The following is a 22,006-nucleotide window of genomic DNA, read 5'->3' as shown; positions in this document are numbered from 1 at the left end:
GAAGGGATCGTGGCTTTTTGTGAGCTACTTCACAAAATCGTCATCGAAGGCATAATGCCACCAATCCTTTTCACGCCTTTCGAAGGCCCAGGTAAAGTTCATGTCGCTAGTCGCAAGCCCCGACATCATGTACCGGCTGTTGATCCAGAGTGTGGTGGACTATGCCTTCTACCTGCTCACCCCCGAAGGTATCGTCGCCAACTGGAACCCCGGCGCCCAACGCGCCAAGGGCTACCTGGCCGAGGAAATCGTCGGCCAGCACTACTCGTTGTTCTACACCGATGCCGAACGCGCCGCCGGGCTGCCCGCGCTCAACCTTGAGCAGGCGCGCAGCACCGGGCGCTTCGAAGAGACCGGTTCGCGCGTGCGCAAGGACGGCACGACCTTCCATGCCCATGTGGTGATCGACGCGGTGTACGACGATGCCGGGCAACTGGTGGGCTTCGCCAAGGTCACCCGCGACATTTCCGAGCACCACCGGCAAGAGCTGGAACTGCTGCAGGCCAAGGAACTGGCAGAGCAGTACAGCCAGGAAATGACCAAACTGTCGCAGTTCCTTGATTCGGTGATTGCCAACATCCCCGCCAGCGTCATTGTCCAGGACCTGGAAAGCCAGCGCATCCTGCTGGCCAACCAGCAGGCCGAACGCCTGTTCGGCGGGCCGCAGCGCAGCATGACCGGGCAGTTGCCCGGCGAATGCCTGGCACCGGGTGTCGCCGGTTACCTGGAACAGCAACTGGCCCGTGGCGCCCGCAGCACCAAGGGCCATGCCGCCGAAACCCGGGTCGACACGGCCTGCGGCCCACGCACCCTGCGCAGCCGCACCTTGCTCAGCCAGAACCGTGAAGGCCAGGCCGACTACGTGCTGTTCGTTGCCGAAGACGCCACCGAAGAGCTGGCCGCCCACGCGCAGATCCACCACATGGCGCACCACGATGCGCTGACCGGGCTGCCCAACCGCACCCTGTTCAACGAACGCCTGCGCCAGGCGCTGGTGCGTGACAGCGAGCACGCCAAGCTGACTGCCGCCCTGTGCCTGGACCTGGACAACTTCAAGAACATCAACGATTCGCTGGGCCACGCCTTTGGCGACAAGCTGCTGCGCGCGCTGGGCAAGCGCCTGCGGCGCGAACTGCGCGAACACGACACCCTGGCCCGCCTGGGCGGCGACGAGTTTGCCGTGGTGCTGACCGGCCTGGAGGGCCGGGAGGCCGCATGCAACACTGCGCAGCGCCTGATCAACGCGATCTGCCCACCGTTCCAGATCGAGGGGCACCAGTTCACGGTGGGGGTGAGCATCGGTATTGCCATTGCGCCTGATGACAGCGACCAGGCCGAGCAACTGCTGGGCTACGCCGACATGGCGCTGTACGAGGCCAAGCGCAATGGCCGCAACCGCTACGAGTGCTTCAACGTCGAACTGGACGTCGCCGCCCGCCAGCGCCGCCTGGTGGAAACCGACCTGCGCACCGCGCTGCACCTGGGCCAGTTGCAGCTGCACTACCAGCCGGTGGTCGACCAGCAGACCAGCAGCGTTACCGGCTATGAGGCGTTGCTGCGCTGGGAGCACCCGACCCGCGGCATGGTCATGCCCATGGACTTCATCCCCATCGCCGAGGAAACCGGGCTGATCCACGAACTGGGCAACCGGGCGCTGAACCTGGCCTGCCAGGAGGCGGCCAGCTGGGACAGTGAGCAGACGGTGTCGGTCAACCTGTCGGCGGTGCAGTTCAAGAATGCCAACCTGGTGCACACCGTGGCCCTGGCGCTGGCCGACTCAGGCCTGCCGCCACAGCGGCTGGAGCTGGAGATCACCGAGTCGGTGCTGCTGGGCAACAGCGAGGAAAACGTGCGTACCCTGCGTGCACTGAAGGACCTGGGCGTGTCCATTTCGCTGGACGATTTCGGCACCGGGTATTCCTCACTGGGCTACCTGCGTTCGTTCCCGTTCGACCGGATCAAGATCGACAAGTCGTTCGTGCATGACATGTGCGACAGCCGCGAGGCGATGTCGATCATCCGAGCCATTACCGACCTGTCCAACAGCCTGATGATCAAGACCACGGCCGAGGGGGTTGAGTCGGAAGAGCAGATGCGCCGGTTGGCGGCGGAGGGTTGCTCGCACTTCCAGGGTTACCTGTACGGGCGACCGGCACCGGCGAACGAGCGGTTGAAGCAGGTCATGACGCCGGCATAGTGCCCTTGCGCGGGCCTGCAGAATCACCGCAGTCGATCGGCCCGGCGCAGTACCTGTGGGAGCGGGTTCACCCGCGAAGCAGGCGACACGGTGGCTGGCACCGGCTGCGCCGGTGTTCGCGGGTGAACCCGCTCCCACATGGGCCGTGCAAGCTTTCAAGGCTTGATCAAGGCTTAGCTGTCCCAGTCCGGCGCAAACGCCGGGCTCACCACCCGCTGGTCCTTCGGCAACCCGGCGATCGCCGCGCGGTCCTCGTCATCCAGTTGCACGTTCGACGCCGCCAGGTTGGCCAGCTGGTTCTCGCGGCTGCCGGCCTTGGGGATCACCGCCACGCCGTCCTGGTCCAGCAACCACTTCAGCGCCACCTGGCTGGGCAGTACGCCATGCTTGCGGGCGATCGTCTGGATCACCGGCTGCGCCGCCGCCTGCCCGCGGGCCAGCGGGGTGTAGGCGGTGAGCAGCAGGTCGTTGCGGCGGGCGTAGTCCAGCAGCGGTTGCTGGCCGAGCAGCACGTGGTATTCCACCTGGATCGCCGATAATGGCGCACCCAGGGTCTCCACCACCTGGCGCAGCAGCCCCAGCGGGAAGTTGGCCACGCCGATGCTGCGCGCCTTGCCCTCGTCACGCAGGGCCACCAGGGTTTCGATGCTGCGGGCCAGGTCCCAGTCCTGGCCGGGCCAGTGGATGTGGAACAGGTCGACCTGCTCGGTACCCAGCGCGCGCAGGCTGTCCTCCAGCGACTGGCGCATGGCCTTGGGCGCCAGGCGATCCCACCATACCTTGGTGGTCAGGTGAATCTGCTCGCGCGGTACATCGCTGTCGCGCAGGGCCTGGCCGACGGCGGCTTCGTTGTCATAGGCAGTGGCGGTGTCGATGTGCCGGTAACCCACTTCAAGCGCCTGGCGCACGGCCTGGGTGCATTCGCTGCCGGTCATTGGCCAGGTGCCCAGGCCGATCGCGGGCAGGTCCAGGCCGTTTCGGGTGGTGAGCCTTTGCATGTAAATTCCTTGTAGGGTGGGCAGGGTTCGCATTCGATGGTCGGCGATCAGCACGCCACGGGCCATGCGCGCGGGGCGGAAAGTGGTCGATCAGCGAACAGAAATTGCAGTCGGCCTTGGCTGGCGGCAATTGAACTTCCTTATTCTTCGGCATCTCTTCTAGAATCCGAGCTGTTGCATCCGCCAGGCAACGCCTGCGCGGCCTTCCCTGGGCGCCGCATCCAGCCGCGCCGTCATCGAGAGTGCCATGAGTTCCAGCACACCGCTGTCCGGAGTCAACCAACCCCTGCGCGGCATCGCCCTGGTGGTGGTGGCGACGTTCCTGTTCGCCAGTCACGATGCCCTGTCCAAGTTCCTCGGCGGCCTGTACCCGATCATCATGGTGGTGTGGGCGCGGTATGTGGTGCACACGCTGTTGATGGCCGGCATCTTCCTGCCCAAGGCCGGCCTCAACGTGCTGCGCACCCGCCGCCCGCTGTTGCAGACGTTACGTGCCCTGAGCCTGTTGAGCACCAGCCTGCTGTTCACCACCGGCCTGCAGTACCTGCCGCTGGCCGAGGCCACGGCGGTCAACTTCCTGGCCCCGGTGCTGGTCACCGCGCTGTCGGCGCCGTTGCTGAAGGAGCGGGTGACGGTGGGGCAGTGGGTGGCGGTGGTGATGGGCTTCATCGGTGTGCTGGTGGTGGTGCACCCGGGCGGGGCGATGTTCACCCCGGCCATCCTGTATCCGTTCGGTTCGGCGCTGGGCTTCTGCTTCTATCAGTTGCTGACGCGCATCCTGGCCGCGCATGACAGCCCGACCACCAGCAACTTCTATGCGGGGTTGTGCAACACCCTGGCGATGAGTGCGCTGGTGCCGTTCTTCTGGGAGATGCCGCGTTGGGACCATGCGCTGCTGATGCTGGCGCTGGGTGGCTTTGGCATGACTGCGCACCTGCTGCTGACCCAGGCCTTTCGCCATGCGGCACCGGCCTTGCTGGCGCCGTTCAGTTATTGCCAGATCGTGTTTGCCGGGTTGCTTGGGTTGGTTGTCTATAGCCAGGTGCCGGATACCCTGAGCCTGGTGGGCATCTCGGTGATTTGCCTCAGTGGGCTGGGGGCGGCGTGGATGCAGCGGGGTAAGTGACAACCTGTAGTGGCCTCTTCGCGGGTAAACCCGCTCCCACAGGTACAGCGCAGTCCGTGGACAGGGCGCTGTACCTGTGGGAGCGGGTTCACCCGCGAAAGGGCCCTCAAACGCGACCCTTCAACAACGCCTGCAACGAATCGTCAAAGTCGCGCAAGGCATCCGCCTGCACCGCCCGTTCATCCTCGGCCACCCGCGCCACATCGCCCAGGCGCTTGCTGGCCCGCCCTTCAGCGCGGCCGATGTAGGTCAGCTGGTCGTCGAAAAAGCGCGCAACCACCCGGCTTTCGATATCCGCGCTGGCCAAACGGCTTTCGGTGTCCAGCAGCACGATCACATCCGGGTGGTCGCCCAGCAGCGTGTCCAGGTCGTCATAGAAGGTCACTTCGGCAAACTGCTGCGCCAGTGACCGCGCCAGCCAGTCATACGCCTGGCTCTCGCTGCCAAGGGTCGCAACAGGGGCACGCTGGCCCTGGGTCGGCGCGGCTGCCTGGGTGCGATGGCTGCCGAGGTATTCGAGGGTTGCTTCGGCGTCACGCCCCAGCAGCACCGCCACCCGTTGGCCGGGGGCCAGGGCGACACTGGAAATGGCCGTGGCCGAATAGAAGTGCCCGTAGGGCTGCGCGTCGGTAGCGGCAGGGCTGGCACAACCGCCAAGGGCGGCCAGCAAGGCGAGCAGGGCAGCGATCATGCCGGTTTTCATGGGAGGCCTCATCAATCAGCGAATGCCGCCATCTTCCGCCCGGGCTGGCCGCAGCGGAACTTGATGGCATTCATGGTGGCTATCGATGAGGTCGATGCATCACTGCGTGGCCATGAACTGCAGGATGAGCTCGCGCAGCCAGCGCTCGGCCGGGTCATTGTCCTGGGCGCCGCTCCAGACCATCGACAGTTCGGCCTCGGTGATGTCGAACGGCGCCGGGTCGGCGCGCAGGCTGCCGTCGTCGGCCAGGGCGCAGGCGGCATAGTCCGGCACCGTGGCGATCAGCTCGGTGTTGCGCAGCAGGGCGCGCAGGCTGCCGAACTGCGGCACCGCCAGCACCACCTTGCGGCAGCGGCCGATGCGCGCCAGGTCGAGGTCGATATTGCCGCTCATGTCGCCGGAGAACGACACCATCACATGCGGGCGGGCGCAGTATTCGTCGAGGGTCAGCGGGCCCGGGCGGTCATCGGCGCGCAGCACTCGCACGCCGATGTTGCGCAGCTTGCGGCGCTTGGCGGTGGCCGGCAGGTCCGTGGTGTAACTCACGCCCACCGAGATCTCACCGCTGGCCAGCAGCCCCGGCATCAGCAGGAAGTTGGCCCGGCGCACCACCACGCTGATGTTCGGGGCCTCTTCGCGAAGGGCCTGCAGCAGGGCCGGGAACAGGCCGAATTCGGCATCGTCCGACAGGCCCAGGCGGAACACGTTGCAGCTGTTGACCGGGTCGAACTCGCGGGCGCGGCTGATGGCGGCGGAAATCACATCCATGGCCGGCCCCAGCTCGGCGAAGATCTGCATGGCCCGTGGCGTGGGCTCCATGGCCCGGCCGTTGCGGATCAGCAGCGGGTCGTCGAACAGCTCGCGCAGGCGGGCGAGGGCGGCGCTGACGGTGGGCTGGGTGATGAACAGCTTTTCGCCGACCCGGGTCAGGTTGCGTTCAATCATCAGGGCTTCGAACAGTACCAGCAGGTTCATGTCGACGCGGCGCAGGTCGTTGCGGTTCATGAGGGGGCGGGTTCCGGAGTAGAGGGGGTGGCGGTGTATTGAAGCATGTGGGTGGCCTGGTTGCCTTGTATGGATGTGCCGGCCTCTTCGCGGGTAAACCCGCTCCCACAGGATCACCACAGGTCTTGAGGGCTGTACCGTACCTGTGGGAGCGGGTTTACCCGCGAAGAGGCCGGCACAGGAAGGCTGACAGAGCCAACCTATCACCCCTCAATAGCCACTCTATTAGAACTCTGTCCAAGCTCGGCTAGTCTTTCCCCTGGCCCCGCGAATTCCGCGAGCGGGCGGCGTGTCAGCACTTGCGTGCAAGACCGCACCAACCCCGTCGTGACAGCTTCGCAAGCCCCGTGTAGACCTGACGAGGGGTAGCACGAGCCCACGCGCTCGGCTGAAAGAACACCTGGCAAAGACCGGAAATCTGGATAACCGACCCAAAGGTACCCGCAGATGTCGAACGAATCGAAATGCCCGTTCCATCAAACCGCAGGTGGCGGCACCACCAACCGTGACTGGTGGCCTGACCAGCTCAACCTGAGAATTCTTCACCAACATTCCTCCAAGTCCGACCCGATGGACCCGGGTTTCGACTATGCCAAGGCGTTCAAGAGCCTCGACTTCCAGGCCCTGAAGAAAGACCTGACCGCCTTGATGACCGACTCCCAGGACTGGTGGCCCGCCGACTTCGGCCACTACGGCCCGCTGTTCATTCGCATGGCCTGGCACAGCGCCGGTACCTACCGCATCGGCGATGGCCGGGGTGGTGCAGGCTCTGGCCAGCAGCGCTTCGCCCCGCTCAACAGTTGGCCGGACAACGTCAGCCTGGACAAGGCCCGGCGCCTGCTGTGGCCGATCAAGCAGAAGTACGGCAACAAGATTTCCTGGGCCGACCTGATCGTGCTCACCGGCAACGTCGCCCTCGAATCCATGGGCTTCAAGACCTTCGGCTTCTCCGGCGGGCGTGCCGACGTGTGGGAGCCGGACGAAGATGTGTACTGGGGTTCGGAAAAGGTCTGGCTGGGCGGAGACATTCGTTATGGCAATGAGCAGGTCAAGGCCCAGTCGCCAGGCCAGGGTGACCTGGTAGCAGAGCCAGCCAAGCACCCAGAGGAGCAAAGCCGGGACCTGTCCGGCGAGCGTAACCTGGAAAACCCCTTGGCTGCTGTGCAGATGGGCCTGATCTACGTGAACCCGGAAGGCCCGGACGGCAACCCCGACCCGGTGGCCTCGGGCAAGGACATCCGTGACACCTTCGGCCGCATGGCCATGAACGATGAAGAAACCGTGGCGCTGATCGCCGGTGGCCACGCCTTCGGCAAGACCCACGGTGCCGGCCCTGCCGACAACGTCGGCCCGGAGCCCGAAGCTGCAGGCCTGGAGCTGCAGGGGTTGGGTTGGGCCAACAAGTTCGGCAGCGGCAAGGGGGGCGATACCATCACCAGCGGCCTGGAAGTGACCTGGACTTCGACCCCCACCCGATGGAGCAACGAGTACCTCAACAACCTGTTCAACTTCGACTGGGAACTGACCAAGAGCCCGGCCGGTGCCCACCAGTGGCGGCCGAAGGAGGGCAAGGGGGCAGGCACCGTGCCGGATGCCCATGACCCGGCCAAGCGCCACGCGCCTTCCATGCTCACCTCCGACCTGGCGCTGCGCTTCGACCCGATCTACGAGCCGATCGCCCGCCGCTTCAAGGACAACCCTGAGCAGCTGGCAGACGCCTTCGCCCGTGCCTGGTACAAGCTGATCCACCGCGACATGGGCCCATTGGCGCGCTACCTGGGCCCGGAAATGCCCAACGAAGAGCTGCTGTGGCAAGACCCGCTGCCAAAAGTCGACCACCCACTGGTAGGTGAGCAGGACATTGCCGCGCTCAAGGCCAAGGTGCTGGCGGCGGGCCTGAGCGTTGGCGAGCTGGTGGCCACAGCTTGGGCGGCGGCGTCGACCTTCCGCGGTTCGGACAAGCGTGGCGGGGCCAATGGCGGCCGCCTGCGCCTGGCGCCGCAGAAGGATTGGCCGGCGAACCAGGGCACAGGCAAGGTGCTGGCGGCGCTGGAGAAGATCCAGGCCGAGTTCAATGCCGGTGGCAAGAAAGTCTCCCTGGCCGACCTGATCGTTCTGGCTGGCGCCGCCGCAGTGGAAAAGGCTGCCAAGGACGCCGGGCACAACGTCAGCGTGGCGTTCCGCCCGGGGCGTACCGATGCCTCCCAGGCGCAGACCGACGTCGAGTCGTTCGCCGTGCTGGAGCCGCTGGCCGATGGCTTCCGCAACTTCACCAAGGCCCGCTACAGCGTCAAGGCCGAGAAGCTGCTGCTGGACAAGGCCCAGTTGTTGACCCTGACCGCGCCGGAAATGACCGTGCTGATCGGCGGCCTGCGCGTGCTCGGCGCCAACCATGGCGGCAGCCAGCAGGGCGTGTTCACCGACAAGGTCGGTACCCTGAGCAACGACTTCTTCCGCAACCTGCTGGACATGGGCGTGGAATGGAAGCCGACCTCGGCGGATAACGAAACCTTCGAAGGGCGCGACCGCAAGACCGGGCAGGTGAAGTGGACCGGTAGCCGGGTTGACCTGGTGTTCGGTTCCCATGCCCAGTTGCGGGCATTGAGCGAGGTGTATGGCAGCAGTGATGGCCGTGACAAGTTCGTGCGGGACTTTGTGGCGGCCTGGGAGAAAGTGATGGAGCTGGATCGCTTTGACCTGAAATAGCTTCGTCAGAAATGGGGGCGCTTTGCGCCCCTATCGCGACACAAGGCCGCTCCTACAAGCCATCGCCGAATCCACATGCGGCGCCGAACCTGTAGGAGCGGCCTTGTGTCGCGACAGGGCTGCAAAGCAGCCCCATGCTCTCCGGGGGCTGGACCATTTCAATCTTCCTGTGCAAGCTGATGCACGACAGTGATTGCACACAGAAGGTGATCGTTCGTGAACCCCGAAACCATGCTGGCGGCATTGCCAGGCTACGCCATGTCGGCCGAGTCGATACAGGTGCTGCCCGATGCCAAGGCCTACCGCGCCTGCCTGCTCGAGCGCATCCGCGCCGCAACCCGGCGTATCGTCATCGTTGCGCTGTACCTGCAGGAAGACGAGGCCGGCCAGGAAGTGCTGGATGCCTTGTACCAGGCCAAGGCCGCGCGGCCGGGGCTGGAAATCACCATCGTGGTCGACTGGTTCCGTGCCCGCCGCGGCCTGCTGGGCGCCGGGCGCCAGCCGGGTAACGCCGCCTGGTACCAGGCCCAGCGCCAGCACCATGGGCTGGACATCGTCATCCATGGCGTACCGGTGCAGACCCGCGAGCTGTTTGGCGTGTTGCACCTGAAGGGCAGCATCATCGACGACTGCGTGATCTACACCGGCGCCAGCCTTAACAACGTGTACCTGCACCGTTTCGACCGTTACCGCCTGGACCGCTACCACCTGTTCCAGTCACCAGAGCTGGCCGACGCGATGGTCGGGCTGGTGCGGCGCCTGCTGCACCACACCGCCACACCGCGCCTCGACCTGCCGGCGCCACCCTCCACCCGCAGCCTGCGCGGCGACATCCGGCGCTTGCGCGCGCGGCTGCGGCGCATGGCCTATGAGGCACCGGCCAGCGCAGCGGGGCAGGGCCTGCGGGTGATCCCGCTGTTGGGTGTGGGCCGTGGCAACCCGCTGAACCGGGCACTGTGCGCCTTGCTGGCGGCGGCGCGCACGCAGGTCATCATCAGCACGCCGTATTTCAACCCGCCCCGGGTGCTGATGCGCGAGCTCGACCATGCCCTGGCGCGTGGCGTGCGGGTGGAGCTGATCGTTGGGGACCGCACGGCCAACGACTTCTATATCGCCCCCGGCGAGCCGTTCAGTGCCAGCGGCGCGTTGCCCTACCTGTACGAAGACAACCTGCGCGCCTTCACCCGACGTCGCCACGCTGCGATTGCCAGCGGCCAGCTGCAGGTGCGGATCTGGAATGACCCCGGGCATACCTTTCATGCCAAGGGCGTGTGGGTAGACCAGCGCTATTCGTTGCTGACCGGTAACAACCTGAACCCGCGCGGCTTCAACCTGGATCTGGAGAACGGCCTGCTGATCGATGACCCGCAAGGGCAATGGCTGGGGCCACGGGAGGCAGAGTTGACCGAGTTGCGCCGGCATGCGCCGAAGATCGGCTCGGCAGAGGAGTTGGGGGTCAAGGCCGAGCACCCCAAGGAAGTGCGCAAGTTCTTGCGGCGGCTGCGCTATAGCCGGCTGGAGCCGCTGATCAAGCGGGTGCTCTGAGGGAATTCAAGCGTTTTTGTGGGAGCGGCCTTGTGTCGCGAAAGGGCCGCAAAGCGGCCCCAGACGTTGGTGTTGCTACCAAGATTGCCGGGGCTGCTCTGCAGCCCTTTCGCGACGCAAGGCCGCTCTCATAGAACTGCACATAACTCATTGAATTAGCAGGGACCCTGTGGGAGCGGCTTTAGCCGCGAACACCGGCGCAGCCGGTGCCATGCACCGCGTTGGATTCTTCGCGGCTAAAGCCGCTCCCACAGGGTACGAGGATCGCTTGCGAATTCAGTTATCTGTGCGACAGCGCAGCCCAAAGGGCTGGGCAATCTCCCACAGTGACCGCAGTCAGGCTGCTGCACCTTTGGCCTCCGCCACCTTTGTTTCCTGTTTGCCCCGCGGCTTGAGCCGCGACACCGCAAACAGCACCACCGCCAACCCGACGACCTGATACAGCGAAATCTCCTCGCTCAGGATCGCCCACGATGCCAGCACCGTCAGCACCGGCCCCAGGTTGCCCACCGCGGCAGTATGGGTCGGCCCCAGGCGCTGTATCGCCAGCGCCACCCAGTAGATCGGCAACACCGTGGAAAACACCGCCATCAACCCGGCATTGGCCCACACTGCGCCTGGCAACTCCCACAACTGCCCGACCGGTGCCACCACCAGGTAATGCGCCAGCACCATCAGCGAGGACGCAGTACCGCACAGCCCGGCCAGGCGCATCGAGCCCATGCGCTTGAGCATCATTCCGGTGCCGGAGTAATACAGCGCGTAGGTCACCGCACTGGCGAACACCCACAGCGAGCCCAGCACCACCTGCTGGCCAGCCCCGGCCACACTGACGTCGTGGACAAAGGCAATGCCCAGCCCCAGGTAGCACAGGCCCATGGCCGACAAGGTGCGCAGGCTTGGCCGCTCACGCAGGGCGATGGCCTGGAACACCAGCACCAGGGTCGGGTAGGTGAACAGGATCAGCCGCTCCAGCCCGGCGCTGATGTACTGCAGGCCATAGAAGTCGAACAGGCTGGCCAGGTAGTAGCCCAGCAGCCCGAGCAACGCGACACGCAGCCCATCGCCCAGGTTGAGCGGTGCGCTGCCCTGACCACGGCTGGCCCATACCAGCCAGGCGAACATCGGCAGCGACAGCCCCATGCGCAATGCCAGCAGGCTGATGGCGTCGACCGGCCCTGCGGCATAGGCGAGCTTGACGAAGATGGCCTTGAAGCTGAAACCCAGGGCCGCCAGCACGGCGTACAGGGCGCCGCTTTGCAGTTGGCGCTGGATCAGGCTGCGTAATGCGATCATGGGGTACCCGCGGCAGAAGAAAGACAGGGTTATTCTGAACTGAAGGCAGCCCTACTAGCAGCGCTTTATCGAGGAATTGGCGATGAACCTGGCCATGCTGCCCGATCAGCCGCCGTGCGCGCCGAGCAGGAGCTGCCGGTGCGTCGGGTGGCCCTGGCGGAAAGCTGGGCCACCCTGGAGCTACGTTTGTGTTTCCGCGACTGGGAGCGCCTGAGCTCACATGGGCGGCAACTGGTGAGCTTTTTGTCCGGGCAACGGCTTACTGCGCCGGGGTAAGGCGAATACCACTCACCTGCACCTGATCACCAGGCTTGAAGCGGGCATTGGGCGAGCGATAGCGCTGGGTACTGCCGTCGCCATGGCGTACCACGTAGGCCGCGTCGCTGTGCCCGCTGCCTTGTTGCACGGCGGCGCCGCCAAATGCACCCAGGGCTGCACCGGCGATGGCGCCGAACGGGCCACCGAGCGCGGCGCCAACCATCAGGCCGCTGACGCCGCCGGCGCCATAGCCCACCGTGTTGTCGGGGCTTTCCGAGAGCACCTCGTCGGCGCAGGCGGGCAGGGCGATGGACAGGGACATCGCCAGAGGGAGGAGGATATTTTTCATGATGGTTATTTCCGCAAGGCAGGTAGTGGCGAAAGAGAATGGTTCAGCTTTCGTGCCAGCTGGGCAGCCCTTGCAGATGGGCGTGTTGCGCTGGTGTGTTGTCATAACGACAGCGGTTTTTGTGGTGCAAATGACAGGCTGATGTCAATATGACATTCACTCGCACGGGTATTGGCCAGGGCTGGGCTATCATTTGCAGGCTGGTGGTGTAAGGCTCCTCTGAAAAGTCATCACGAGCGCATACAATCGGGCCTTTTCCTCGTCAACCAGATAGGCCAAACCGTTCATGGCGCTTGATCCACCCACGATGCTCACTATCTCGATCGCCCTGGCTGCCGCGGCTGCGTTGTACCTGGCGATCGAGTGGCGCAGCGTACGCGAGCCGTCGCTGCTGTTCTGGAGCGCAGGCTTTGCCACCATCACGATTGGTTCCACCCTGGCCTTGCTGCGCGGCATCGGTTTGTTGCTGATCGGTATCTGGTTCGCCAACGGCTTGCTGGTGGTGGCGCACTGGTTCTTCCTGGTGGGGGTGTTGCGCTTCACCCAGGTGCGGCTGTCGCGTATCTGGTTATCGGTCGTGCTGGTGTGGTTCGCCTTGCTGCTGATGCCTGTTGGGCCGCAGTGGTCGAAGGTGATGCTGATGGTCAACTCGTTGCTGGTGGCGCTGTTGACGCTCAAGGCCAGCTGGCTGTTGCGGCCGCATGGCAAGTCGCTGAGTGTTGGCGCGGTGCAGTTGCGCTATGTGTTGCTGGCGCATGGGTTGTTCTATGTGGCCAAGGCGATCATTGCGATCACACCGGGTACGTTGATTGACCTGGCCACCTTCGGCGGGCTGATCATTCAGGTTTCGTTGGTCGAAGGTGCGATGGCGATCATGCTGATAGCCTTGTCGATGACCGGCACCGTGCGTTACCGGCGCGAGGAGCGGATTGCCCGCCTGGCAGCCCGTGACCCGTTGACGGCGCTGTACAACCGACGCGCACTGGAGGTGCGGGCGGGGCCTTTCTTCAAGGCAGTGGATTCGGCGCAGCCCGGGGCCTTGCTACTGATCGACATCGACAACTTCAAGCTGGTCAACGACCTGCACGGGCATGTTGCAGGGGACCGCTTGCTGATTGCCCTGAGCGAGATGATTCGCACGGTGTTGCCCGAGCGCTCGCTGGCGGCGCGGCTGGGCGGTGATGAGTTCGTCATTCTGCTGTGTGGTGCGAGCAGCGAGCGGGTCATGGAGCTGGGTGGACTGCTGCGCGAGCAGTTCCAGCAGTATGCCAGCAAGACGGTACCTACGCCGCAGCCGGTCACCTTGAGCATCGGCGCCAACCTGTTCGACCAACCGCCGACGAGCCTTGCGGCCTTGATCGAGCAGGGGGATGTCGCCTTGTACCAGTCCAAGCGCGGTGGGCGCGACAGCATCCGCTTCGTCGAACGACCGATGGCCGACCTCAGTTAGTAGCAGTTTTGCCTTTGCCTTTGCCTTTGCCTTTGCTTTTGCTTTTGCTTCTAAGCGCGCGATAGTTCAGGCGCCGCCGATTGCGACTTCAGGAGGCCGAGCGAAGGGACTGCGGAGGGAGGTGACGGGCATGGATGCCCGTCAAGCGCTGAGGCCCCATGGATGGGGCCTGCAGCGCGTACTCCCGGGAGCAGGCCCGTAGCGAGGGGACCCCGGAGCGGAGCGTAGGGGCCGGATGATGGGAGCGGACGGTTTTTGGTTCCTTTTTGCCACGACAAAAAGGGACCCGCCGTAAGGGCGGAAAGGTGACTCAGCGCCACCATCGCGAATGAATGCCTACTCGATGCGAATGCCCACATCCAAAAAGCCAAATGGCTGCAGGCCCCATCCATGGGGCCTCAGCAAGTCAGCAAGAATGGCGAATCAGGTCACCACCTGGTAGCACGGTACATACGCCGCGCCGCCAGGCAACTTCATCCGATGCTGGTCGACGAACGCCTGCAACAGCCGGCCCAGTGGGTCCAGCACGGCGCTGTCGCCACGGATCTGATACGGCCCGTGTTCCTCGATCAGGCGGATGCCCTTGTCCTTCACGTTGCCGGCGACGATGCCGGAAAACGCCCGGCGCAGGTTGGCGGCCAGTTCGTGGGCCGGCAGCTCGCGCCGCAGGTCGAGGTCGGCCATGGCCTGGTGGGTCGGGTCGAACGGGCGCTGGAAGCTCTCTTCTATCTTCAGCAGCCAGTTGAAGTGGAAGGCATCGTTGCGCTCGCGGCGGAACTGCTTCACCGCCTTGAGCCCTTCGACCATGTGCCTGGCAACTTCCGCCGGGTCATCGATGATGATCTCGTACAAGCGATGCGCCGCCTCACCCAGGGTAGCGCCGACGAACGCGTGCAACTGTTGCAGGTACGGCTCGGCACTGCGCGGGCCGGTGAGTACCACCGGGAACGGCAGGTTCTGGTTGTCCGGGTGCATGAGGATGCCCAGCAGGTAGAGGAACTCCTCGGCCGTGCCGGCACCGCCCGGGAAGATGATGATGCCGTGGCCGACACGGACGAAGGCTTCCAGGCGCTTCTCGATGTCCGGCAGGATCACCAGTTCGTTGACGATCGGGTTGGGCGCTTCGGCGGCGATGATGCCCGGCTCGGTCAGGCCCAGGTAGCGGCTGCCGTGCATTCGTTGCTTGGCGTGGGCAATGGTGGCGCCCTTCATCGGGCCCTTCATCACACCCGGGCCGCAGCCGGTGCACACATCCAGCTTGCGCAGGCCCAGCTCGTGGCCGACCTTCTTGGTGTACTGGTATTCCTCGCTGCTGATCGAATGGCCACCCCAGCACACCACCATCTTCGGCTCCACGCCCGGGCGCAGGGTGCGAGCGTTGCGCAGCAGGTGGAAGACATAGTCGGTGATGCCCTGGGAGCTTTCCAGGTCGATGCGCTGGCTGGCCAGCTCGCTTTCGGTGTAGACGATGTCGCGCAGGGCGCTGAACAGCATTTCACGGGTGCTGGCGATCATTTCGCCATCGACGAAGGCGTCTGCCGGGGCATTCAGCAGCTCCAGGCGCACGCCGCGGTCCTGTTGATGAATACGCACCTCGAAGTCCTGATAGGCCTCGAGGATGGTCTTGGCATTGTCGACATGGGCGCCGGTGTTGAGGATGGCCAGGGCGCACTGGCGGAACAGGGTGTAAAGGCTACCGGTACCGACTTCACTCAGTTGCTGCACTTCACGTTGTGACAGCGTCTCCAGGCTGCCTTTGGGGCTGACGGATGCATTGATGACATTGCGTTGAGGCATCTAAGTCTTTCCTGTGCGGGTAAAACATCCTTCTTTGACAACACCATACCGAGAAATGTGGACGGCAACGAGGGGGGGCAACAAAAACCTCATCAGACCGAGCCACCTGCTTCGCGGGTAAACCCGCTCCCACAGGTACGGCGCAGGTTCCGAAAGCAGCGCGATACCTGTGGGAGCGGGTTTACCCGCGAAGCAGGCGACTCGGTCTCAAGTCATCCCAACAGCTTCTGCACACCAAGGGTAATCGCCACGCCACCAAACACCAGCCAGAGGTTGAGAATCGCCCCGGTGGCCAGCGCCCGCGGCCCGGCCTGGCGAATCTGGCTGAGGCGCGTCTCCATCCCCAGCGCGGTCATGGCCATGGTCAGGGCGAAGGTATCCAGGCTGTTGACCGCCTGCGTCACGCTGCCTGGCAACACCTGCAGCGAATTCACCAGCACCAGCGCGAGGAAGCCGAAGGCGAACCAGGGCATGGCGATGCGCCCGTTGCCCTGTGCCTGGCCCGGCTGGCGCGCGCGGCTGATCCAAAGGCCCACCACCAGCAGCACCGGTACCAGCAGCATCACCCGGGTCATCTTGACGATGGTGGCGATATGCGTGGCCTCGGGGCTGACGTTGCTGGCCGCCCCGACCACTTGGGCCACCTCGTGAATGGTGCCACCCAGGAACAGCCCGGCGCCCATGGCGTCCAGCTGCAGCCAGCCGGCATTGATCGCCAATGGGTAGAGGAACATCGACAGGGTGCCGAACAGCACCACGCTACCAACCGCCATGGCGCTTTTGTGCGGTGCACTGCGCAGCGCCGACTCGAAGGCCAGAACCGCGGCGGCGCCGCAGATGGCGCTGCCGGCCGCGGTCAGCAAGGCGGTATCGCGGTCCAGCTTGAACAGCTTCATGCCACACCACAGGCCGATCAGCAGGGTGCTGGACACCACCAGCAACGACACGATGAGCCCGGACCAGCCGACTTCGGCAATTTCCTGCAGGCTTACCCGCAGGCCGAAGAAGGCCACGGCAATGCGCAGCAGGCCGCGGGCGGAAAAGTTGATACCCGCCGCCCAGCTTGCTGGTACACCGTCACGCAGTGCATTGCCGTAAAGCGCACCGGCGACGATACCGACGATCAGCGGGCTGATACCCAGGTCGGCGATGGCGGGCAGGGCGGCCAACTGGGTGACCGCAAGTGCGAACAGCGCGACGAACAGGATGCCATTGAGCCGCCCTCGGGTAGAGAGGGTAGGTGCAAAGGCGGGGTTGGACGGAGCCGTGGCCATGTGAGTCCTCCGGAAAGGTGTTTCGACATGGCTTACGTTAATCTGGTTATAAGCTTATAAAAAATCGTAATTTAGGATGGCAAATATCCGTTTAACTGATATTTTTCATTCATGACCCCAGAACAACTGATAACGTTCGCCACCGTCGCCGAGCACGGCAACATCAGCCATGCGGCCCAGGCCCTGCACTTGTCGCAGCCGGCGGTGTCTGGCCAGCTCAAGCTGCTGCAGGAGGCCTTTGGCGAGCCGCTGTATCAGCGCGCCGGCCGTGGTGTGCGGCTGACAGCAGCCGGCGAGCAATTGCTGGCCCATGCCGAGCGCCTGCGCGAAACCTTCCGTCAGGCCCAGGCATTGCGCGAGGCCATGCGCGGGCTGGAGCGCGGTACCTTGCGCATCGGCGCCAGTACCACGCCGGCCAGCTACCTGCTGCCTTACCTGATTGCCGATTTCCATGCCCGCTACCCGGAGGTGCTGGTGAGCACTTCCAACGGCAATACGGCAGAAATCGTCGCTGCGCTGGACAGCGTCGATATCGCCCTGATCGAAGGGCCGCCTGGGCAGGAACTGCCATTGGGCACGGCGGTGACGGCGTGGCGGGAGGACGAGATCGTGGCCATCGTGCCGCGTGGTCATCCGCTGGCTGGCAGTGACCGACAGACGCTGGCGTCGCTGGGGGCTTACCCGTTGGTATTACGCGAGAGTGGCTCGGGTGTGCGGCAGATCGTCGAGCGGGCATTTGCCCGCAGTGGCGTGGCGATGCGCGTGGCGCTGGAGATTGCCGGGGTGGAGGGGGTGAAGGAGGCAGTGCGGGCCGGGATGGGGATTGGTTTTGTGTCGGCGATGTCGATCCGGCATGAGGATGGGGCGTTGCAGCGGTTGCAGGTTGTGCCGCAGGCGTTGGTGCGGCGGTTTTCCATTCTGGTGCCGCATGCAGCCACCCCGTCGCGGGCTGCGGCGCGGTTTCTGGAGTTGTGTGTTGGCCTGCAAGAGGTGGGGTGACTGTGCAGGCCTCTTCGCGGGCTTGCCCGCTCCCACAGGTACTGCACCGCATTCAAGAACCGTGAGAAACCTGTGGGAGCGGGCGAGCCCGCGAAGAGGCCTGCACAGGCAACCTCAATCCACCCGAAAGACATGCTTCAGATAGGCCACGAAGTTCTCATCCCGGCACTGTGTCTTGCCCGGGCTGTCGGAAATCTTGGCCACCGGTGCCCCATTGCAGGCCGTCATCTTGATCACGATGTTCATCGGCTCCACCCCCGGGATATCGCAGGTCAGCCTGGTACCAATTCCAAAGCTCACATTGATCCGCTCATGCAGCGCCCGGTACAGCCCCAGCGCCTTGGCAAGGTCCAGCCCGTCGGAAAAGATCAGGGTCTTGCTCTTCGGGTCGATCCCCAGCCGCTCATAGTGGGCAATGGCCTTTTCCGCCCAGGCCAGCGGATCGCCCGAATCGTGCCGCAGGCCATCGAACAGCTTGGCGAAGTACAGGTCGAAGTCGCCGAGGAACGCGTCCATGGTGATGCAGTCGGTGAGGGCGATGCCCAGCAGCCCCCGGTATTCCCGCACCCAGCATTCCAGCGCGGCAGCCTGGCTGTCGACCAGGCGCGGGCCGAGTTGCTGGTGGGCCATGAACCACTCGTGCGCCATGGTGCCGATCGGCTTGAGCTGGTATTCGCGCGCCAGGTGCACGTTGCTGGTACCGACAAAGCGGCCTGGGAAGTCACGCTTCAGAATGTGCACCACCTCTTCCTGCACCCGGTAGGAGAAGCGCCGCCGGGTGCCGAAGTCGGCCAGTTGGAAACCGGCCAGTTCTTCGGCGCTGGCCTCGGCCTTCAGCCAGTCGAGGTTCTGATACAGGCGCTCGCGGACCTGCTCGATCACCACCTCGCGATAACGGTAGCGGTTGCGTACCTCGCTGATGATCGCCAGCAGCGGGATCTCGTAGAGAATCACGTGCAACCACGGCCCGCGCACGCGAATTGCCAGTTGCCCGGCATCATCCAGGCCTACCTGTACATAGCGCAGGTTGAAGCGGAACAGGCTGAGAAAGCGGATGAAGTCCGGCCTGATGAACGGGATCTTCTCCAGGTAGGCGAGCTGGTCATGCGTGACGCTGACATCGGCCAGTTGCTCGACCTGGTAACGGATCTCCGCCAGGTAAGGTGCGAGGTTCTCGCCGTTACGGCAGCGGAACTCCCACTCCACCTCGGCGTTGGGGTAGTTGTGCAACACCGCCTGCATCATGGTGATCTTGTAGAAGTCGGTGTCCAGCAGGTTCTGGATGATGCGTGGGCCGAAAACGCTATCGCTCATGGGCGGTCTTCCTTGATCAGAGAGAGCTGGTGGTCGAGCGCGGCTTCGTCGCCGCAGAGGATCACGCCGTCGGCGGCCAGGGCGCCACACGCCTCGATGGCGCCTGCCTGGGTGAGGGCGCGGCAGGCCGGCAGGTACAACAGCACCCGGAAGCCGGCCTGGCGCAATTGGCGGGCGGTGGTCCTGACGCAATAGTCCAGGGCCAGGCCGCCGACGATCACCGCGCCCACCTGCTGCACCTTGAGGTACTCGATCACCCCGGTGGAGCGGCGTTCGGCCAGGTCGTGGTAGCAGGCACCGTAGGGGTGCAGGTCAGGCTCGACGCCTTTCCACACGAAATAGTCGTAGTCGATGGGGGCCGGCAGGCCGGGCAGCAACTCGAAGCCGGGTGTGCCGGGGACGCAGTGGCTGACCCAGGTCAGGTCGGCGTTGGCCAGTTGCAGGGGCTGCAGCATGTGCGCGGGGTCGGCGACCACCCAGGCGGCGTTGGCCGGGTGGGCATCCTTGCTGCCCAGGCGCAGGTCGGCGCGCAAGGCCATGGTATTAAGATCAGCCGCGATTTCATCGCCTTCGGGAACCGGCAGCTCTTGCGGCACGTTGCTGGTGAAGCCGTTCTGGGCGTCGACATCGAAACTGGCGATCTTCATGGCGGTTCTCCTCGCTGGAATGGATACATAATTCACTTGGTGTATTAAGTGTGTCAAGCAACTTTTTATACGGGCTTTCTGCTTGCCTTACTTAGATGCTCTGGTAGATTATGATGAGCTTGAACAAGGAGTCGCCCGGTGAATGCAGTCGAAGTCCTGGCCAGCGTCGATATCGTCGCCCTGCGCATGGCCCCCGAAGCTCAACATCTGCAGGTGCTGTTGCACCGTCGTGAGCGTGAACCGCATGCCGGCCAGTGGGCCTTGCCCGGGGTGATCGTCAATGGCCGCACCCCCGACACCAGCCTGGAAGCTGCTGCCGAACGCGCGCTGCGCGAGAAAACCCAGGTCGTACCGTGCTACATGGAACAGGTAGGCACCGAGGGCAATGCTTTCCGCGACCCGCGTGGATGGTCACTCAGCACCTATTACCTGGCATTGCTCGAACCCGGGCAGGTCGTCGAGGGCGAGCAACTGGCGTTTTTCGACTTGGACAGCGTATTGGCGCGCAAGGTGCTGTTGCCCTTTGATCACAACCTGTTGGTGGAGCGCGCCCGTGAGCGGCTGGCGGCGAAGACGGTGTACAGCAGCCTGCCGCTTTACCTGCTGGCGGAGAAGTTCACTGTGCTGGATGCGCTAGGTGCGGTGCAGGCGTGCCTGGGGCAGGCGGTGAACAATACCTCGCTGCGCAAACGCCTGGAGCGCTTGCGCGAGCTGGGGTGGGTGAGGGACACCGGGGAGAAGAACCAGCCCAGGCTGGGCCGGCCGCAGCAGTTGTATCAGTACACACCACAGGGGGAGCGGGCGTTCATGTTTGACCGCAGCCTGCTGCCTGAGGGCGCTTAGTCGCCTGTACCGACCTCATCGCCGGCAAGCCACACGCACAGGTGCAGCGTTGATCTCGAGGTTGTCGCTGTACCTGTGGGAGCGGCCTTGTGTCGCGAAAGGGCCGCAACGCGGCCCCAGGATTGATGCGCACCAGTTGAAATTGCTGGGGCTGCTTTGCAGCCCTTTCGCGACACAAGGCCGCTCCCACAGGGATTGCGCCAACTTTCAGAATTTGAGCAAGACAGTTGCTCCCAGGTAAAGCATCAGGCTCGAGCCCTGTGATTACCCTGTGGGAGCTGGCTTGCCGGCGATGAGGCCCGTTCAGGCAAGCTCATACATCAATGCGCGCAGCGGCTGGTATCGCCTTGTTCCGCTGGTGCCTTGCGCGCCGCCGCCAGGATGGTCGCCAGCACGATCAGCGCAGCGCCAGCGGCCATGCGCAGGCTTGGCTGCTCACCGAACAGCCACCAAGCGCCGATGATCGCGTACACCGGCTCCAGCGCGATGATCATGCCGGCCGTGCGCGCTTCCAGGCCTTCCAGGCTCTTGACGAACAGGAACTGCGACAGCCCCGTGCAGAACACGCCCAACAGCGCCAGGTTGACCCAGTCACTGCCAGCCAGGCTGGTGTTGCCCAGGTGAGTGAAGGCAAACGGCGCCACCAGCGCAGCTACCACCACGTTCTGCCAGAACGCCACCTGCATCGCGTTCATGCTCGAGCCGTTGCGGCGGTTGGCCACCGTCAGCAGGGCGAACGCCAGGCCCGAGCCCAGGCCCCAGAGCAGGCCGACGGTGCCTTTGTCGAGCAGGTCGAAGGTCGGTACCACCAACACCAGACCGGCCGTGACCATCAGCAGCAGCAAACCTTGCACGGCACCGATACGCTGGCCGAACACGCCGCGCTCGATCATGGCGATGAACGCCGGGAAGCTGGCGAAGCCCAGGGTGGCCACGGCCACGCCGCCAACCTTCACGGCGATGAAGAAGGTTACCCAGTGGGCAGCCAGCAGGGCGCCGGTCAGGCCCAGCACCGGCAGGTTGCGCAGGGTGAGGGCGTCGAGCAGGCGCGTGCCCTTGAGCCCGGCGACGAAGCCCAGGGCGATGAAGGCGAAGGTGGCGCGGCCGAAGGTGATGATGCTGGCGTCGGCCTCGATCAGGTGACCGAGGATACCGGTCAGGCCGAACAGCACAGCGGCGATATGGGCAACGCACAGGGCGTTACGGTGGCCGGTGGCAGCACCGGCTACGGGGATTGAAGTCGCGATCATGGCAGTCAAGTCTTCACAATGTGGCGCGCGCAAACACTCCCGGCTGGCGCGGCGCGGGTCTCTGATACTGGGAGTTTTATCGTTATGAGCCCGGACGAACTGCCCGGTGCAAAAAGGCGCCACAGCGTTGGAATTGTGAAGCGAGGCTGTTTTACTCGCGAATACCACACCGATCAGCCCACGGCGCGGGGCTGGTCGATGTGTGTATTATTTTTGTAGACACAGTTCTGGAGCCGATCGCGGGCGACG

Annotated in this window: 18 protein-coding genes; 8 read left to right on the top strand and 10 right to left on the bottom strand. The window is 64.4% G+C overall.

The window, feature by feature from the left end; translation table 11 throughout:
- Nucleotides 1-100 precede the first annotated feature (100 nt).
- Entirely contained in the window at nt 101-2,197 is a 2,097-nt protein-coding gene (locus CAG46_RS09010) for a bifunctional diguanylate cyclase/phosphodiesterase (protein ID WP_085615344.1), read from the top strand.
- A gap of 173 nt (nt 2,198-2,370) precedes the next feature.
- On the opposite strand, the gene CAG46_RS09005 is transcribed toward CAG46_RS09010, so the two are convergent.
- Nucleotides 2,371-3,195, bottom strand: coding sequence for an aldo/keto reductase (locus tag CAG46_RS09005; RefSeq protein WP_085615346.1), 825 nt, complete (start codon nt 3,193-3,195; stop codon nt 2,371-2,373).
- 247 nt (nt 3,196-3,442) lie between these two features.
- Between CAG46_RS09005 and CAG46_RS09000 the strand changes: the two genes are divergently transcribed.
- Nucleotides 3,443-4,321, top strand: a complete 879-nt coding sequence (locus tag CAG46_RS09000) for a DMT family transporter (RefSeq protein WP_015270753.1) — start codon at nt 3,443-3,445, stop codon at nt 4,319-4,321.
- Between the two features lie 106 nt (nt 4,322-4,427).
- On the opposite strand, the gene CAG46_RS08995 is transcribed toward CAG46_RS09000, so the two are convergent.
- On the bottom strand, nt 4,428-5,024 hold the full coding sequence (locus CAG46_RS08995) for a hypothetical protein (protein ID WP_085615348.1): 597 nt from the start codon (nt 5,022-5,024) through the stop codon (nt 4,428-4,430).
- A gap of 99 nt (nt 5,025-5,123) precedes the next feature.
- Nucleotides 5,124-6,029, bottom strand: a complete 906-nt coding sequence (locus tag CAG46_RS08990) for a LysR family transcriptional regulator (protein ID WP_085615350.1) — start codon at nt 6,027-6,029, stop codon at nt 5,124-5,126.
- Between the two features lie 447 nt (nt 6,030-6,476).
- Between CAG46_RS08990 and katG the strand changes: the two genes are divergently transcribed.
- Nucleotides 6,477-8,735, top strand: a complete 2,259-nt coding sequence (katG, locus tag CAG46_RS08985) for a catalase/peroxidase HPI (RefSeq protein ID WP_085615352.1) — start codon at nt 6,477-6,479, stop codon at nt 8,733-8,735.
- 216 nt (nt 8,736-8,951) lie between these two features.
- Nucleotides 8,952-10,280 carry a CDP-diacylglycerol--serine O-phosphatidyltransferase gene (gene pssA / locus CAG46_RS08980; protein WP_085615354.1) on the top strand — a complete coding sequence of 443 codons (1,329 nt, stop codon included), beginning with the start codon at nt 8,952-8,954 and terminating at the stop codon, nt 10,278-10,280.
- A gap of 336 nt (nt 10,281-10,616) precedes the next feature.
- Here pssA and CAG46_RS08975 read toward each other — a convergent pair whose 3' ends face one another.
- The gene (locus tag CAG46_RS08975; RefSeq protein ID WP_085615356.1) at nt 10,617-11,576 is read right to left on the bottom strand and encodes a DMT family transporter; all 960 of its coding nucleotides are present in this window, start codon (nt 11,574-11,576) and stop codon (nt 10,617-10,619) included.
- A 259-nt stretch (nt 11,577-11,835) separates the two neighbouring features.
- A complete protein-coding gene (locus tag CAG46_RS08965) occupies nt 11,836-12,183 on the bottom strand; it encodes a hypothetical protein (RefSeq protein ID WP_178080692.1) in 348 nt (115 codons plus the stop codon).
- On the opposite strand from CAG46_RS08965, the gene CAG46_RS28740 reads away from it, so the two are divergent.
- Both CAG46_RS28740 and CAG46_RS08955 read left to right on the top strand, forming a co-directional pair.
- On the top strand, nt 12,182-12,325 hold the full coding sequence (locus tag CAG46_RS28740) for a hypothetical protein (protein ID WP_155951618.1): 144 nt from the start codon (nt 12,182-12,184) through the stop codon (nt 12,323-12,325). The two genes, CAG46_RS08965 and CAG46_RS28740, sit on opposite strands and share 2 nt — an antisense overlap.
- Before the next feature lie 165 nt (nt 12,326-12,490).
- Complete coding sequence (locus tag CAG46_RS08955; protein WP_085615360.1) at nt 12,491-13,633, top strand: GGDEF domain-containing protein; 1,143 nt, start codon at nt 12,491-12,493, stop codon at nt 13,631-13,633.
- 423 nt (nt 13,634-14,056) lie between these two features.
- Here CAG46_RS08955 and ppnN read toward each other — a convergent pair whose 3' ends face one another.
- Both ppnN and CAG46_RS08945 read right to left on the bottom strand, forming a co-directional pair.
- Nucleotides 14,057-15,430 (bottom strand): nucleotide 5'-monophosphate nucleosidase PpnN, encoded by a 1,374-nt coding sequence (gene ppnN, locus CAG46_RS08950; protein ID WP_025338773.1) that lies wholly within the window; start codon nt 15,428-15,430, stop codon nt 14,057-14,059.
- 212 nt (nt 15,431-15,642) lie between these two features.
- Complete coding sequence (locus CAG46_RS08945; protein ID WP_085615362.1) at nt 15,643-16,704, bottom strand: YeiH family protein; 1,062 nt, start codon at nt 16,702-16,704, stop codon at nt 15,643-15,645.
- 111 nt (nt 16,705-16,815) lie between these two features.
- Between CAG46_RS08945 and CAG46_RS08940 the strand changes: the two genes are divergently transcribed.
- On the top strand, nt 16,816-17,703 hold the full coding sequence (locus CAG46_RS08940) for a LysR family transcriptional regulator (protein WP_015270743.1): 888 nt from the start codon (nt 16,816-16,818) through the stop codon (nt 17,701-17,703).
- Between the two features lie 114 nt (nt 17,704-17,817).
- Here CAG46_RS08940 and pncB read toward each other — a convergent pair whose 3' ends face one another.
- Together pncB and CAG46_RS08930 are read right to left on the bottom strand one after the other, a co-directional pair.
- A complete protein-coding gene (gene pncB / locus CAG46_RS08935) occupies nt 17,818-19,017 on the bottom strand; it encodes a nicotinate phosphoribosyltransferase (protein ID WP_085615366.1) in 1,200 nt (399 codons plus the stop codon).
- Nucleotides 19,014-19,664 (bottom strand): isochorismatase family protein, encoded by a 651-nt coding sequence (locus tag CAG46_RS08930; RefSeq protein ID WP_085615368.1) that lies wholly within the window; start codon nt 19,662-19,664, stop codon nt 19,014-19,016. The genes pncB and CAG46_RS08930 overlap by 4 nt, the downstream gene beginning before the upstream one ends.
- Nucleotides 19,665-19,802: 138 nt before the next feature.
- On the opposite strand from CAG46_RS08930, the gene CAG46_RS08925 reads away from it, so the two are divergent.
- The gene (locus CAG46_RS08925) at nt 19,803-20,507 is read left to right on the top strand and encodes an NUDIX domain-containing protein (protein ID WP_025338779.1); all 705 of its coding nucleotides are present in this window, start codon (nt 19,803-19,805) and stop codon (nt 20,505-20,507) included.
- Nucleotides 20,508-20,827: 320 nt separating this feature from the next.
- On the opposite strand, the gene CAG46_RS08920 is transcribed toward CAG46_RS08925, so the two are convergent.
- The gene (locus CAG46_RS08920; protein ID WP_025338780.1) at nt 20,828-21,757 is read right to left on the bottom strand and encodes a DMT family transporter; all 930 of its coding nucleotides are present in this window, start codon (nt 21,755-21,757) and stop codon (nt 20,828-20,830) included.
- Nucleotides 21,758-22,006: the final 249 nt, after the last annotated feature.

Origin of the sequence: Pseudomonas sp. B23(2017), assembly GCF_002113725.1 — a bacterium.
Taxonomy (GTDB): domain Bacteria; phylum Pseudomonadota; class Gammaproteobacteria; order Pseudomonadales; family Pseudomonadaceae; genus Aquipseudomonas; species Aquipseudomonas putida_Z.
Note: the sequence above shows the minus strand (reverse complement) of the source record. Positions and strands in the feature narration are given on the sequence as shown.

Coding starts and splice junctions, on each gene's coding strand:
- CAG46_RS09010 (WP_085615344.1), top strand. CDS start 101: ATGTCGCTAGTCGCAAGCCCCGACATCATGTACCGGCTGTTGATCCAG.
- CAG46_RS09005 (WP_085615346.1), bottom strand. CDS start 3,195: ATGCAAAGGCTCACCACCCGAAACGGCCTGGACCTGCCCGCGATCGGC.
- CAG46_RS09000 (WP_015270753.1), top strand. CDS start 3,443: ATGAGTTCCAGCACACCGCTGTCCGGAGTCAACCAACCCCTGCGCGGC.
- CAG46_RS08995 (WP_085615348.1), bottom strand. CDS start 5,024: ATGAAAACCGGCATGATCGCTGCCCTGCTCGCCTTGCTGGCCGCCCTT.
- CAG46_RS08990 (WP_085615350.1), bottom strand. CDS start 6,029: ATGAACCGCAACGACCTGCGCCGCGTCGACATGAACCTGCTGGTACTG.
- katG (WP_085615352.1), top strand. CDS start 6,477: ATGTCGAACGAATCGAAATGCCCGTTCCATCAAACCGCAGGTGGCGGC.
- CAG46_RS08975 (WP_085615356.1), bottom strand. CDS start 11,576: ATGATCGCATTACGCAGCCTGATCCAGCGCCAACTGCAAAGCGGCGCC.
- CAG46_RS28740 (WP_155951618.1), top strand. CDS start 12,182: ATGATGGTTATTTCCGCAAGGCAGGTAGTGGCGAAAGAGAATGGTTCA.
- CAG46_RS08965 (WP_178080692.1), bottom strand. CDS start 12,183: ATGAAAAATATCCTCCTCCCTCTGGCGATGTCCCTGTCCATCGCCCTG.
- CAG46_RS08955 (WP_085615360.1), top strand. CDS start 12,491: ATGCTCACTATCTCGATCGCCCTGGCTGCCGCGGCTGCGTTGTACCTG.
- ppnN (WP_025338773.1), bottom strand. CDS start 15,430: ATGCCTCAACGCAATGTCATCAATGCATCCGTCAGCCCCAAAGGCAGC.
- CAG46_RS08945 (WP_085615362.1), bottom strand. CDS start 16,704: ATGGCCACGGCTCCGTCCAACCCCGCCTTTGCACCTACCCTCTCTACC.
- CAG46_RS08940 (WP_015270743.1), top strand. CDS start 16,816: ATGACCCCAGAACAACTGATAACGTTCGCCACCGTCGCCGAGCACGGC.
- pncB (WP_085615366.1), bottom strand. CDS start 19,017: ATGAGCGATAGCGTTTTCGGCCCACGCATCATCCAGAACCTGCTGGAC.
- CAG46_RS08930 (WP_085615368.1), bottom strand. CDS start 19,664: ATGAAGATCGCCAGTTTCGATGTCGACGCCCAGAACGGCTTCACCAGC.
- CAG46_RS08920 (WP_025338780.1), bottom strand. CDS start 21,757: ATGATCGCGACTTCAATCCCCGTAGCCGGTGCTGCCACCGGCCACCGT.